Source organism: Ralstonia sp. RRA (assembly GCF_037023145.1).
Lineage (GTDB): Bacteria > Pseudomonadota > Gammaproteobacteria > Burkholderiales > Burkholderiaceae > Ralstonia.
In genome coordinates this window covers 220,158-233,307 of record NZ_CP146093.1, presented here as the reverse complement: position 1 = coordinate 233,307, position 13,150 = coordinate 220,158, and the positions used below count along the sequence as shown (strand labels likewise).

The window sequence follows — 13,150 nt, the reverse complement described above, 5'->3', positions numbered from 1 at the left end:
GTGAAGCGGCGAATGCTGGGATCAGAGTCGGGTCGCACGGAGTCGCAGCGCATTGGCGACCACCGATGCCGAACTCAAGCTCATCGCCAATGCGGCAATCATGGGTGATAACAGAAGTCCGGTAAAAGGATAGAGCACGCCGGCAGCCAATGGCACACCCAGTGCGTTGTAAAGGAAGGCGAAGCCGAGGTTTTGCTTCATGTTGGCAATCGTTGCCTCGGATAAGGCGCGGGCACGGGCAATGCCCCGCAGGTCGCCTTTCACGAGGGTAACCTGGGCGCTGTTCATCGCGACATCGGTACCGGTACCCATCGCAATACCCACGTCGGCTTTGGCGAGCGCCGGTGCATCATTGATGCCGTCGCCTGCCATCGCTACAACCAAGCCTCGTTCTTGAAGTGTGGCGACCAACGCCAGCTTATCCGCAGGCTTGACCTCGCCGCGAAACTCAACAATGCCAAGTTGTTTTGCGACGGATTGGGCGGTCACGTTTCCGTCGCCGGTAGCCATCACGATCCGAAGCCCATCGGCTCTGAGTTGGGTCAGGGCCTGCGGTGTTGTCGTCTTCACGCGATCGGAAACCGACAGCAGGCCAGCAAGGACCCCATCGACCGCCAGGTACATCACACTGGCGCCTCGGGCTCGCATGGCGTCTGCCTCGGTGGAGGCGGCATCGACAGCAACCGCGTGCGCCTGCATCAGCGAGGTGTTGCCGAGCGCCAGGCTTCGCCCAGCGACGTGTCCTCTCACGCCGATCCCTGACGCGGATTCAAAATCTTCCGGCCGCTCGAGCGCGAGCCCCTGTTCGCGCGCTTGCGCCACGATCGCAGCGGCCAAGGGGTGCTCACTACCTTGGTCCAGACTGGCCGCCAAGCGCAAGACGTCCATGTCGGAAAATCCATTGAGGCCAATGGCCCGATCGAATGAGGGGCGCCCTTCGGTCAACGTGCCTGTCTTGTCCACAATAAGCGTGTCGACCTTGCGCAGGTTCTCGATTGCTGCGGCATCCCGAAAAAGAATGCCGTGTTCGGCCCCTTTGCCGCTGGCCACCATGATGGACATGGGTGTGGCCAGCCCGAGCGCGCACGGGCACGCGATGATCAGCACAGCAACCGCGTTGATCAAGCCGTGGGCCCAGCTTGGCTGGGGGCCCCAGATCCCCCAGGCGACGAGCGTCATGACAGCGATGGCGACCACGCCGATGACGAAGACGCCTGCCACCTTGTCCGCCATTCGCTGCATCGGCGCCTTGGAGCGCTGCGCTTGCGCGACCATTTGCACGATCTGCGACAAAACGGTCTGCGCGCCCACTTTCTCGGACCGGACCACAAGCGCACCCGAGGTGTTCAGGGTTGCACCGATGACGTGGTCACCCGCGCGTTTGGAGACTGGAATCGGCTCACCGGTGATCATCGACTCGTCGAGCGCGCTCGCGCCCTCGACCACGACACCATCCACGGGCACCTTTTCACCGGGCCGCACACGCAGCAAATCGCCCACATGGACATGGGCAATCGGAACATCTTCTTCACTGCCGTCCGCGTCGATGCGCCTGGCTGTTTTGGGGGCAAGGCCCAGTAGGGACTTGATGGCGGCCGATGTCTGTGAGCGGGCCTTCAGCTCGAGCATTTGCCCCAGCAGGGTCAGCGAAATGATTACGGCTGCCGCTTCAAAATACACTTCCACCCGGCCGCTCGCCGCGAAGGTCGAGGGGAATACGTCCGGTGCGACTGTCGCGACTACGCTATAGAGATAGGCCGCGCTCGTCCCCAGCCCGATAAGCGTCCACATGTTCGGGCTGCGGTGCAAGAAGGATTGCACACAGCGCTCGAAGAATGGCAAGCCAGCCCAAAGCACGGCCGGCGTGGCAAGCACCAACTCGAGCCAGTTCTTCCATGCTGGATTTAGGGGAATGAGACGATATCCAGCCATGGCCAGCACAAAGACCATCGCGGTCAATGGCAAGCTTATCCAGAAGCGTCGCCGGAAATCCATGAGCTCCGCATTCTCTTCCTCCTCCCCCGCCGGCATGATCGGCTCCAGCGTCATGCCGCATTTAGGACACGTGCCGGGATGATCCTGGCGGATCTCAGGATGCATTGGACAGGTGTAAATCGTGGACGCGGATGCCGGTGGTGAAACACTTGCCTCGTCGCCCGGGACAGCCCGCGGCGCGCCTGCCGAGTGAGCATGGTGACCATGCACATTGCAGTGGTGTGCGTGGGGTTGCGTGGGCTCATTGTGGTCGTGCGCCGTATCGGCGCTTTGTCGCGGGGAGGCGGCTTCTCTGTGGCTGTGCTGGCGGCTCATGCTCGGCATCCTGTTGGAAAAAACTGGCACGTGGCAGTGTCGTGGTCAGCATAGCGATCAACCACCCCGAGGACAACGGTCCGCAATGACGGTATCAATGGATTCACAAGGGACGTGCTTCTGTGGCCACGAGCTTGGTCTGCGGTGCAGGTCCATGCGAATTCCGGGCACGTCTCATGCTGAACGACTGTCTCATGCTGAACGACTCCCCGGGGATTGCTATGGAGGTCCTCCTCGCGTTCGTGACGCAGGGGCACAACCTTCCAACGGGAGCAAGGATCGTGGGCGACAACACTTCAATCGACTTGGCGCTGCGGCGCAAATTTCTACGCCAAATGGCTGGGGCGGGCTTGGCGGCAACGGGGGCCGGTATCGGCACGCCTGCTTCGGGGCTGCAAAGCCAGGATCGTTCAACTGACCTGTCCGGAACCGAATTCGCTCTGACAATTGGGCGCACACCCGTCAATTTCACGGGGCATTTACGGTACGCGCTTACGGTAAACGGATCAATTCCTGCGCCCATCCTGCGTTGGAAACAAGGTTCCGAGGTAACGCTGCGGGTCACCAACACACTGGCCACGCAAACTTCGATCCACTGGCATGGCATCCTCGTTCCGTTTGCCATGGATGGCGTGCCTGGCGTGTCCTTTCCCGGCATTCCTGCTCACCAGACCTTCGTCTACAAATTCAAGGTCCGACAGGCCGGTACATACTGGTACCACAGCCACACCCGCTTTCAGGAGCAACTCGGCCTCTATGGCCCATTGGTGATCGAGCCACAAAGGCCGGCCCCCATACCTAGCGACAGGGACTACGTCGTTATGCTGAGTGATTGGACTGACGAAGATCCTGAAAACGTCTTCCTTCACTTGAAGCAGTCGAGTGATTTTTACAATTTCCAATTACCGACGGTCACTGATTTTGTGGCCGACGTCAGGGCGGCGGGCCTCTCAAAAGCACTGGCTCGACGGCGTATGTGGAACCAGATGCGCATGAATCCCACGGACCTCGCCGATGTCTCTGCTGCAACCTACTGCTACTTGGTCAATGGCGCCACACCCTTCACTAACTGGACAGCTATCGCGGAGGCAGGCGAATACGTACGTTTGCGCTTCATCAATGGATCGGCCACCACAACGTTTGATGTTCGCATCCCGGGCCTGACCATGCGAGTTTGTGCGGCGGACGGACAAGATGTCGAACCCGTGAACGTCGACGAGTTTCGGATTGGTGTAGCGGAGACCTACGATGTGTTGGTGCAGATGCCCCGGAATGAGGCATACACCATATTTGCACAGGCGATGGACCGCAGCGGATATGCACGTGCCACCCTCGCGCCGAAGCACGGCATGCGGGCCGCGATTCCTATTATGGACCCCAAAACCTGGCTGACCATGGCTGACATGGGCATGGACATGAACATGAACGGAATGTCTATGACCAGCGGGCCACCCAATGAAACGATGGAAACTCAGGACAACGGCATCCATTCCCCCCTCGGCCACTCTATGCAGGCGGGGGGCGAAACCGCGGCCGACGCCATGCCAGGCATGCGACTGCAGTCCGGCGATGAAGGCATGGCCGGCATGAAACCCTCCATGTCGATGTCCCACGATGGTAAGCCCGAGCATTCCCACCCAATGACGATGCTGGGTATGCACGGCGGCCCCGAAGTCGACATGCGGTCGATGAACCCTTCCAAGTCGCTCGCAGACCCTGGGCCGAGATTGCGCCAAAATGGCCGGAGGGTTTTGACCTACGCAGACTTGCGAACGCTGGGCCAGCCCTATGACGATCGGCCTCCGGGCCGCGAGATCGTGTTGCATCTGACCGGCAACATGCGACGGTTCATCTGGGGATTCGATGGCAAAAGGTTCTCGGAGGCCGAGCCGATCCGTCTGTACTACGGCGAACGGCTGCGGATCACTCTCGTTAATGACACCATGATGAATCACCCTATGCACCTGCACGGGATGTTCAGCGAGCTTGAAAACACGGAGCGTCAAGCGCTCGTCCGTAAGCACACCATCAACGTTCAACCATCCAAGCAGATCAGTTTCCTCGTAACTGCGGATGCCCCGGGCCAGTGGGCATTTCATTGTCATCTGCTGTACCACATGGAAGCCGGTATGTTCCGCAAGGTGGTTGTGGCCTGACCCTTGGACAAAGGAGCGCGTCATGTTGCCAGGAGTGAAGGGACGGCTGCGTTTGGTTGCCGCAGCCTTATTGCTCACCGTGCGGCTTGCAGGCGCCCACACGTCTGAGGCGCCCACGCCAGGCATGCCGCAGACGCCACACGGCACACCGTCTCAGGCCCATGGGCAAGAAGCGCAGGTACTTGCAACACAAAAGCCCGACTTACCTTCCCAAGAGGAAGGCGTCAATGTGATCACCCCCAGTGACGAACCCCGCGTGCCAATGCAGAATCCCAGCCGAGGCATCGCCGTGCCGGGCGACACCATGGTCGACAACGATGTCTATCATCAGTTTCTGCTCGATCGGCTCGAGACGGTACGCACTCGCGACGCGACGGGATGGGCATGGGACATGCAAGGCTGGTTCGGTAAGGATCTTGACCGACTATGGTTGAAGACCGAGGGCGAGCGACTGTTCGGTCAAACCGCAGACGCCAAAGTTGAAGCGTTGTGGGGTCATGCATTTGCCACATTTTGGGATTGGCAGGCAGGCGTTCGCCGCGACTTCGGTGGTGGACCAACACGTACGTGGGCTGCCTTTGGAGTGCAAGGGCTCGCGCCATACTCGTTCGATGTCGAAGCGACCCTGTACGTCAGTAATGGCGGGCGTCTTGCGGCCCGTGTGCGTGCTACCTACGATGTCCGCCTCTCGCAGCGAAGTGCCCTCACTCCCGAAATCGAAGCCAACGTCTACTCGAAGACCGACCAGGCGCGCGAGATTGGCCGCGGGCTGGCCGATGTTCGCCTCGGCTTGCGACTGCGATACGAACTTCGGCGCGACTTCGCTCCGTACATTGGCGTGGTTTGGAGCAGGAAACTGGGAAGGAGCGCAGAGTTTGCGCGAGCGGCGGGGCAAGACGCCGTAAACAAGCAGATCGTGGCTGGAATACGATGGTGGTTTTGAACCAGGAGCCTGTCAGGCTGCGCTCTGGGCGCTTTGCTATATAGCTCAGCATCGCGGTTTCCCGATCGCGCCGTCGGCATGAACGTCTTACCAAGACGTAATTTGCGGGTCATCGAAGCGAGAGGATTGCCTCTCTAGAATGCTTGACATCAGTCACGTTCCAGGAGAAAACGATGAATCGCAATCGACTTGTTCCGCTCATGCTCGCAGTCCTCTTCGCAGGCAGTTCGGCGGCATGGGCCTCAGACAAATTCCGTGGCGACGGCGGGGACAATTGGATCGAACATGTGCGGCAAAGCCCGTCAGCAACTCAACCGGATGTGAACAGGACGGCGTTGCTCTTCGGCTCGCCCGCGCCAGTGTCGCTGGCTGCACGCACTTTGACAGTTAAGCCAGGAATGAAATACATCAACGTCGAATCCGGTGAAACCGTCGCTTTTTCGGCGGGGACTGGGACGCAAGCATGGACGTTCATCGAAGCAATGCAGAGTACTTCGGTCGATTTGGGCGTTCTGCTGCCGGATGTGCCCGACGCTAAGGGTGTGCGCGTCATCATTGCGCGCAGCAAGTGGCTCACAGGCAGTTAGGACTTTCGTTCGTTCACTTCGGTCCCGTTACGACTCACTCGGTCGTGCGGGGCTGGTGTCGCTGCGCCGCCTCCCCCGTCCCCAAGCGATCAGGGCGGCAACCTGGATTGCTGTATTGATGAATTGCAGTGCAATCAAGGCAAATTGCTTGGTCTCCAAGTAGACGAACACCAGTCCGATGTTACCGGCGATCCAAGCGAGATAGCCGCGCGGATCCTTCCTCGCAATAAGGAGCTGACCGGTCAAGCCGGCCAGGATGACGAAGAGTTGCAGTGCGTTCACGGTAAGCACCCGGTGAACCCGTCTTGCCAGCTAGGTGGCGCTGGGCGTCCAGCGATGCGGGAGCAGTTCGGCGATGTCGGCCGCCTTGTGGGTCGGCAGTCGCGTGAGGACGTCTTTCAGATAGGCGTAGGGATCGTGCCCGTTGAGCTTGGCCGATTGGATCAGGCTCATGACGGCAGCCGCGCGTTGACCGGCGCGCAGTGAGCCTGCAAACAACCAATTGGAGCGACCCAGGGCAACCGGCCGGATCTGTCGCTCGACGTGGTTGTTGTCGATGGGCACCGTCGGGTCGTCGAGGTAACGCACGAGAGCCGGCCACCGCTTGAGGCTGTAGTCAATGGCCCGCGCGATCGCCGAGCCGTCTGGGACGCGGCGTCGCTGTTCCTCGAGCCAGGCGTGCAGCCGCTCTAGAATCGGGCCAGCCCTTTGTTGCCGCGCTGCCAGGCGCTGGTCTGGCTCAGCATCCCGCACTTGCGCCTCGATCTCGTACAAGCTCACCATGTAGCGCAGTGCCTGGCCCGCCAATTCGCTCTTGTGCTTGTCGTGCAGTTCAAAGAACTTGCGCCGCGAATGGGCCATGCAACCGATCTCAGTGACGCCACCGTCGAAGCTGGCCTTGTAGCCGGCGAAGTCATCACATACCAGCTTGCCTTGCCACTGCCCCAGGAACGCGCGAGCGTGCTCGCCGCTGCGGCTGGGCGCAAACTGGTAAATCACCGCGCGCATCTTCTCGAACTCGCTCGGCGCATAGGCCCACAGGTAGGCGCGGTGCGTCTTGCCATTGCCGGGCGCGAGCATCTGCACTGGCGTTTCGTCGGCGTGCAGAACACCGTGGCTCAGAACCTCTTCTTGCAGGGCGTCCACCAGCGGTTGCAGACGCACGCCACAGATGCCCACCCACGCGCCCAGTGTCGATTGCGGGATGGCCAGACCGGCGCGCGCATAGATGCGCTCCTGCCGATACAGGGGAAGGTGGTCGCCGAACTTGGACACCAGCGTATGTGCCAGCAGTCCGGCCGTCGGGATGCCTTTGTCGATGACGTGGGGTGGCACCGGCGTCTGCACCAGCGTCTCACACTGATCGCACACCCATTTGCCGCGGATGTGACGCTCCACGGTGAACGTGCCCGGCGTGTAGTCCAGCTTCTCGCTGATGTCTTCGCCAATGCGCTTGAGCGCACACCCACAGGTGCAGGTCTCTGCGTCCGGCTCGTGGTGGATGTCGGTGCGCGGCAACTGCGGCGGCAATGCCTGGCGCTTGGGCTTGCTCTTGGCTTCAGATTTGGACGACGGCAGGAGCGCTTCCAGTTCGGTCTCAATCGCCTCGAGGTCTGCGTCAATGGCTTCGTCCAGCAGACTCGCCTGTTCAGATGTCAGTTGCTCGCTGCGCTTGCCGAACTTCCAGCGCTTGTGGATGGCCAGCTCGTGTGTGAGCTGGTCGATCTTGGCTTGCCGGTACCGCAACTCCCGGTCCTTCTCGCCGACCTGGGCCATCAACTGCGCAGCCAGTGTGCGCAGTTCGTCCGGGCTCAGGGCATCGAGGTTGGTGGGTAGGTTCATGCGGCGAGTCTGCCAGAACCCCAAGTCCTCTGGAAGGAAGCCAGTTTACGGCTTTGGGGGTATTACACGACCGTGATCGCGTGGTCGTGGGTGAGCGTCTGCCAAGGCAGCCCCGTCACCAGCGCACGCAATTGCTCGGGATTGAGCGCCGTGGCGATCGCCTGGTCGCCGTTCGTCCAGATGAAGCGCCCCTTGTTGAGGCGCCGCGCGGCCAGCCAGATGCCGAAGCCGTCGTAGACCAGCACCTTCATGCGCGTCGAACTCTTATTGGCAAACAGGTAGGCGTGGTGGGGGCGTGCCGCGCCGAACACCTTGACGACCCGCGCGAGGATCGTTTCGGTACCGGCGCGCATGTCCAGCGGCTCCACGGCCAACCAGATCGCGTCCACCCGAATCAACGCAACCACCCTTGCAGCCACTGGGCGCACTGCGCTGCGGCCGATCCCGGCCAGCGAAGACTGATCGTCGTCGCGCCACGGCGGACTTCGATCTGGATGTCCGGCACGGCAGTGGTCGGCTCGCCGATCCGCAACGGGATGAACTCGCCTTGCGGCACCCTCATCAACTCGCGGTCCTCAGGCGCGCCATTCTTTGCTTCCTGCTCGGCGACCCAGCGCCGCAGCAGATTCGCATTGAGGCGATGGTGCAGGGCTATCGCCGCGATCGAAACACCCGGCTGCATGCACTCCTGCACTGCCTTGGCCTTGAACTCGGCGCTATGCCGACGTCGGCGCCGTATTGGCGCGCTCTCTTCGATAGTGTCCACGTGTCCACCTAGAACTAGATGGACACGATGCTCCTTGCTACGCGGGTCCCCTTCAAGACGGGTTCACCGGGTGCTTACCGTTCACGGTAAATCCGGTCGTTGCGGTCAGGCTCGCTAGATTGCTTGAGGAAGCCGACACGCATTCTGCTGAACAATGGCAGATTGCATGCCCCTTTTCTGGCTTTTGGGCAGCAAATGACGCCAGCTTGGCTGGCGTACCAGCGGGCGAGATACTTACTGCGCTGCCGCGCTTACCACCACAGTCATCGGCGTCCACGCTTCCATCGCCAGCTCCCTTGTTTCGCCTGCATCCAAGACCAAATTGATCGGTTGCGTTCCCGGCAGGGTCTTAACGCTGCTAGCATCCTTGACGTCCAGACGTAGGGCTACAGAAGCACTTCCCCGGTTGACCAGCCGCATGATGTAGCGTTGCTGATAGGAAAGTACTTTGGTCAGAATGACGCCACGCGGCGCAGATACGTCAAACTCCTCCGCATTTGTGGGAAAGGGTTGTGTACCCCCCAAGATTACGACGGGGTTGTGGGCGTCGAATCCGTGCTCAAGATGCAGGACGAAGCCTTTGGCCACCGTCGGAAAGCTGGCAGCCACGGCCAACACCGATATCAAAGCGTTTTTTTTCATGCAATAGTCTCCTAGTGGGCGGGACCTTGAGCGCGTCGTACCCGCACAGCCAAATGCCTGAGTTGGCGTGAAAGAGGGTTAGCTATCAGGTTTTTGCTGTGTACGCCAAGCACCAGCCTTGCAGTTTGAGGCGTCCACAACTGCAGGTGCTGCTTGTGCAACGGAAAATGTCCACCTGCGATGCAGATTGAAATTGATCAGAACCAAGATCCCGGTTGAGATCACCTGTGCAACCAAATAGTGCAGGCCCGCAGCGAACAGGACCGCCAGCATCCAGGCGTTGAACAGCAATGCCAGCACCCACACAAGGAGGAAGCGCGAGAGTGTCGCACCGACCTTGGCGGGGGCGCCGAACACCCATCGCCGACTAACCGTGAAATTGAGCACGAGCCCGAAGATCGCACCTAGGGTCGATCCCACCACGGGGGTGGTACCGGAGTGGACCAAAATGTACAGCGCCAGATAGTGAGTGGCGGTGGAAGCACCGCCACTCAGCAGATATCTGTAGAAGATTCGTCGATCGGTCATGCCGGCCTTTTCTCCAAGGCGCATCAGCGCAGGTGCGAATGACTGGTTTCAGTGCCTTGAATGGCCATATCACTCCTTGACCGCGACAGCGAGCAGCGAACCACCGGCGGGAAATGGCAAGCTGCGGGTCAACAAGCGATATTCAACGTCGCAGACGGTCGAAAACAGCCGATTGAGTGTCTTTCCGATGCGGAAACCCTCGTCAACCTCCAGATCGGTCCGCGCAATCTTCTGGTGCACGCGCGAAATAACCATGACGGGTAACAGCAGCGACATGAAGGAATTGACGTAGAGCGGACGGAACCCGGTGGCCCGCAGCTTCTCCACGAGATCCTTACGCGTATAACGACGCTTGTGTTTGGCCGCGTCGTCCACGCGACTCCAGAGAGAAGGATGCTGAGGCACCGTCAAGATCAGCCCACCTCCGCGCCGGCACGCCTTGTACATCTCGCGCAGGGCGAGTCGGTCATCATCGATATGCTCGATCACATCAAAGGCGCTGACCACGTCGAATGCTTCGACAAAAGGGATCGCGCGCGCGTCCATTTGCAAGAACTTCGCTGTGCAATGGCGGCGCGCCATTTGCAGCGCATGCAGCGAAGGCTCCCCACCGCATACCTCAGCATGTGGGAACCGGTCTGCAATCGCAGCGAGATTCTCTGCTGTGCCGCAGCCAATCTCCAAGAAGGACTGAAGCCGCGGGAAATAACGTTGCAGCGCCCACACGATTAACTTTCGGCGATACACGAACCAAAAGTGCTCGGCTTGAAGCTTTTGGTATTCGTCGAACAGCGGCTCGTGGAAGCCGTCGTTGTCCTGAAGCATTTCGGGCGCCAAGCAAGCGACTCCGTCATGGACGGCGGCTCTCCAGCCGCAGGCATTGCACGACCAAGCAAAAGGCCTCAGAGGCGCATGGCAATTTACACAGATATGCACGGCAAACTCCTACGCAGCGAACAACAGCGCTATTCACCGCGCCTTGATTGCTCGCTGACGGAACACTCAATTTCCCTGGTTGCGTGCCGGGACACGCTCACGGGTCTTACCGCTGTGGCCGCGTGCCTCCCTTACAAAAGCGAAGGCTGTCAGACGTCAGCAGTGATGCGTGTCAGGAAACCAGGCGCGGAGGCCGTAGGAGGAGCTCTGGGATGAAACTAAGAAATTGGGCGCTAGACGACGAATGTGTTCGCGCTGTCGGCCGACAACTGGACATGGTCAGTCGCGCGGGCACTGCATACTGCGGAGCCTCCTCGCAAGACGGACATAGCTTGCACCGGTCGTCATAACGAGCAGGTCCTGCTTTGCCATGGTGGTCGTGGCAATGCTTATGGCTGGTACGTGTAGCCACGGAGAGGCGCTTATGCTGAATGCTCCGCGATTTCTTGATTACAGCATGCGCGCGTTCGCAGTCGGCAGGAATACCGGCGCCCATGCCCTGTGAGGGCAGCGCAACTAGTACCAGCCAGAGCGAAAAAACGCGCAGCAACTTCACGGGCACCATCAATGGACGATCACGGAGCCGCAGTCTAGGAAAGTCAACCTGACCGTAGAGTTACGGGTGGATTACAAGAATGCAGCCGGAGAATGGTGCTTGCTCTCCGCATGCTTACCACCTCGAATCACCTTGCGCATACTGAAGGCGCAAGCATGCGATCAACTCATGGTCTGGCGCGCCAAAACTTGGCCTCTCAACGCATGCAGAGCATGCGCGGCACTCGGTGGAATCCCACTGCATCAGAAAAATATGCGCAGTGTCTCCTGCCAGTTCTTGCGGCGATGTTTTTGCCGGCAGCACGCTGAGGGTTGGGGTGCAGCCCTCTCAACAAATGTCCTTGTCCTTTACGGGCACGATCAGCCGGGCGGCAGATCTCGTGCACCGCTCGCAATCGGCGGTGAGCATGCAGATCAAGACGCTGGAATCGGCCCTTGGCAAAGCGCTGTTCGTGCGCAAGCCGCGCAGCGTGGTGCCGACGCAGGACGGCGAGGTGCTGCTGGCACACGCGCGCCGGATCATTGCGCTGCGCGATGAGGCATGGGCGGCGGTCGTCCGGCCGGACGTGACTGGCCGCGTGGTGATCGGCGTACCGGACGATTACGCGTCGTCGCTGTTTCCGCCGATTCTCAAGAAGTTCTCGGCCACCTATCCGAAGGTCGAGATCCAGGTGACCGGCCTGCCCAGCGTCGCGCTCGCCCCGATGTTGCGCGACGGCACGGTGGATCTCGTCTGCGCGACGCGGGTGAAAGGGCTGACCGGCGAGTTCTTGCGGCACGAGCCGATGGTGTGGGCCGCAGCGCCCGGCGCCACTGACATCTGGCGTGAGCGGCCGCTACCAATTGCCGTGTTCCTACCGGGAAGCGTCGCACGCGAGAAGGCGATCCACAGTCTCGAGCGCGCAAAAATCGTGTATCGAACTTCCTATGAGAGCCCGAGTCTGCTTGGCCTGCTGACGATGGCCCGAACTGGCCTCGCCATCACCCCGCTCGCGCGGTGTGCTGTGCCATCTGACTTTACGCTGCTCGGGCCCGCACACGGCCTGCCTGAGATTGGCACGCTTGAAATCGTCCTCGCCCGAAGCGTCACGTCAAACCGACCACCCTGCGATTTTCTCGCCGAGCGCATCGTCGCTGAACTTCACGCATGAGCGCGCCTCGCCCGACGCCCAACCGGGGGCCGGGACTCAGTATTTCCAGCGTGATGGAGCAATTTTTCGACTCCACGGCAATCACGCGAGTGACGCCGCCGTGATCCAAATGCGCCCAGTCTAGCCGTATGTCCTTTCAAAGTATCGCCGACGCATTGCAACTCTGTCATCTTTGCACATCTTCTCCGATCGTAGTGTCGAATACGTCTTGTAACTGTAGGGGGCACCACAGTAGTCGCATCGAAACGGGGTTTCCAGAAAACGAGCTTTGAGCAAGCAGAGCGGCTCGTAGCCGCAGCGTCGGCAACCGATCTCGAGTGGCGTCTGATGCGCCGGGCATGTGGACTCGCTCTGCAACTGATGGAGGGGACTGTGGTATCCACGCCCCAAACACTTGCGGCAAAATCGAAAACGCTCGTCGTACTGGCGGTAAGGAAAAGCATCGAGGACCGATCCGAGAAGTATCTTGGCCGGCAGGTGCAAGGTCTTGCGCAAGGCGGCGATATTGATCGCATCGTGCACCGGTAAAACGCCGGAATAGGGATCGGCGTGCAAGGACAAGGCGGCATGACGCACCACAACATGCCCCGAAAGCTGATTGGCCTGCGCGAATTTCCAAAGAATGGAAATCAGCGACTCGCACGGGTCGACCCATTTCGGGTCGAAGGTGTAGCCTAGCGCGGGCGAAAGCACGCTCTCGTCAAACGATAGAATCGGGAATCGATTCTTCCGGG

The 13,150-nt window shown here is 60.3% G+C and carries 13 protein-coding genes; 4 read left to right on the top strand and 9 right to left on the bottom strand.

Translation table 11 applies throughout. The features are described 5' to 3' along the window. Positions 1–21: 21 nt before the first annotated feature. The gene (locus tag V6657_RS28075) at positions 22–2,310 is read right to left on the bottom strand and encodes a copper-translocating P-type ATPase (RefSeq protein ID WP_012435844.1); all 2,289 of its coding nucleotides are present in this window, start codon (positions 2,308–2,310) and stop codon (positions 22–24) included. 176 nt (positions 2,311–2,486) lie between these two features. Between V6657_RS28075 and V6657_RS28070 the strand changes: the two genes are divergently transcribed. The 3 genes from V6657_RS28070 (at position 2,487) to V6657_RS28060 (ending at position 5,996) form a co-directional block, all read left to right on the top strand. Beyond that, positions 2,487–4,466, top strand: a complete 1,980-nt coding sequence (locus V6657_RS28070) for a copper resistance system multicopper oxidase (RefSeq protein WP_004635283.1) — start codon at positions 2,487–2,489, stop codon at positions 4,464–4,466. Between the two features lie 22 nt (positions 4,467–4,488). After that, positions 4,489–5,409 (top strand): copper resistance protein B, encoded by a 921-nt coding sequence (locus tag V6657_RS28065; RefSeq protein WP_024542531.1) that lies wholly within the window; start codon positions 4,489–4,491, stop codon positions 5,407–5,409. Positions 5,410–5,582: 173 nt separating this feature from the next. Beyond that, positions 5,583–5,996 (top strand): CzcE family metal-binding protein, encoded by a 414-nt coding sequence (locus tag V6657_RS28060; protein ID WP_004635279.1) that lies wholly within the window; start codon positions 5,583–5,585, stop codon positions 5,994–5,996. 27 nt (positions 5,997–6,023) lie between these two features. Here the strand turns inward: V6657_RS28060 and V6657_RS28055 are convergent, their stop codons facing one another. The 7 genes from V6657_RS28055 to V6657_RS28025 form a co-directional block, all read right to left on the bottom strand. After that, the gene (locus V6657_RS28055; protein WP_004635277.1) at positions 6,024–6,278 is read right to left on the bottom strand and encodes a nicotinamide mononucleotide transporter; all 255 of its coding nucleotides are present in this window, start codon (positions 6,276–6,278) and stop codon (positions 6,024–6,026) included. A 30-nt stretch (positions 6,279–6,308) separates the two neighbouring features. Beyond that, the gene (locus V6657_RS28050) at positions 6,309–7,838 is read right to left on the bottom strand and encodes an IS66 family transposase (protein WP_009238807.1); all 1,530 of its coding nucleotides are present in this window, start codon (positions 7,836–7,838) and stop codon (positions 6,309–6,311) included. 62 nt (positions 7,839–7,900) lie between these two features. After that, positions 7,901–8,191, bottom strand: coding sequence for an IS66 family insertion sequence element accessory protein TnpB (gene tnpB / locus V6657_RS28045; protein WP_004633551.1), 291 nt, complete (start codon positions 8,189–8,191; stop codon positions 7,901–7,903). A gap of 41 nt (positions 8,192–8,232) precedes the next feature. Then, positions 8,233–8,520, bottom strand: a complete 288-nt coding sequence (locus V6657_RS28040) for a hypothetical protein (protein ID WP_012435592.1) — start codon at positions 8,518–8,520, stop codon at positions 8,233–8,235. A gap of 318 nt (positions 8,521–8,838) precedes the next feature. Further along, on the bottom strand, positions 8,839–9,246 hold the full coding sequence (locus V6657_RS28035; protein WP_012435593.1) for a hypothetical protein: 408 nt from the start codon (positions 9,244–9,246) through the stop codon (positions 8,839–8,841). Between the two features lie 78 nt (positions 9,247–9,324). Continuing rightward, positions 9,325–9,774: a GtrA family protein gene (locus tag V6657_RS28030; RefSeq protein WP_012435594.1), complete on the bottom strand. Its 450-nt coding sequence runs from the start codon at positions 9,772–9,774 to the stop codon at positions 9,325–9,327. Positions 9,775–9,843: 69 nt separating this feature from the next. After that, positions 9,844–10,599, bottom strand: a complete 756-nt coding sequence (locus tag V6657_RS28025) for a class I SAM-dependent methyltransferase (protein ID WP_248694779.1) — start codon at positions 10,597–10,599, stop codon at positions 9,844–9,846. Between the two features lie 1,001 nt (positions 10,600–11,600). Here V6657_RS28025 and V6657_RS28020 point away from each other — a divergent pair. Beyond that, a complete protein-coding gene (locus tag V6657_RS28020) occupies positions 11,601–12,416 on the top strand; it encodes a LysR substrate-binding domain-containing protein (protein WP_012435597.1) in 816 nt (271 codons plus the stop codon). A 120-nt stretch (positions 12,417–12,536) separates the two neighbouring features. On the opposite strand, the gene V6657_RS28015 is transcribed toward V6657_RS28020, so the two are convergent. Beyond that, positions 12,537–13,109: a TniQ family protein gene (locus V6657_RS28015; RefSeq protein ID WP_225694714.1), complete on the bottom strand. Its 573-nt coding sequence runs from the start codon at positions 13,107–13,109 to the stop codon at positions 12,537–12,539. Between the last annotated feature and the right edge of the window lie 41 nt (positions 13,110–13,150).

Bases quoted from the DNA above. Each gene is read 5' to 3' on its own strand.
- V6657_RS28070 (WP_004635283.1), top strand. From the start codon at position 2,487: ATGCTGAACGACTGTCTCATGCTGAACGACTCCCCGGGGATTGCTATG.
- tnpB (WP_004633551.1), bottom strand. From the start codon at position 8,191: ATGCGCGCCGGTACCGAAACGATCCTCGCGCGGGTCGTCAAGGTGTTC.
- V6657_RS28020 (WP_012435597.1), top strand. From the start codon at position 11,601: ATGTCCTTGTCCTTTACGGGCACGATCAGCCGGGCGGCAGATCTCGTG.
- V6657_RS28040 (WP_012435592.1), bottom strand. From the start codon at position 8,520: ATGCAGCCGGGTGTTTCGATCGCGGCGATAGCCCTGCACCATCGCCTC.
- V6657_RS28050 (WP_009238807.1), bottom strand. From the start codon at position 7,838: ATGAACCTACCCACCAACCTCGATGCCCTGAGCCCGGACGAACTGCGC.
- V6657_RS28025 (WP_248694779.1), bottom strand. From the start codon at position 10,599: ATGCTTCAGGACAACGACGGCTTCCACGAGCCGCTGTTCGACGAATAC.
- V6657_RS28065 (WP_024542531.1), top strand. From the start codon at position 4,489: ATGTTGCCAGGAGTGAAGGGACGGCTGCGTTTGGTTGCCGCAGCCTTA.
- V6657_RS28035 (WP_012435593.1), bottom strand. From the start codon at position 9,246: ATGAAAAAAAACGCTTTGATATCGGTGTTGGCCGTGGCTGCCAGCTTT.
- V6657_RS28030 (WP_012435594.1), bottom strand. From the start codon at position 9,774: ATGACCGATCGACGAATCTTCTACAGATATCTGCTGAGTGGCGGTGCT.
- V6657_RS28075 (WP_012435844.1), bottom strand. From the start codon at position 2,310: ATGAGCCGCCAGCACAGCCACAGAGAAGCCGCCTCCCCGCGACAAAGC.
- V6657_RS28060 (WP_004635279.1), top strand. From the start codon at position 5,583: ATGAATCGCAATCGACTTGTTCCGCTCATGCTCGCAGTCCTCTTCGCA.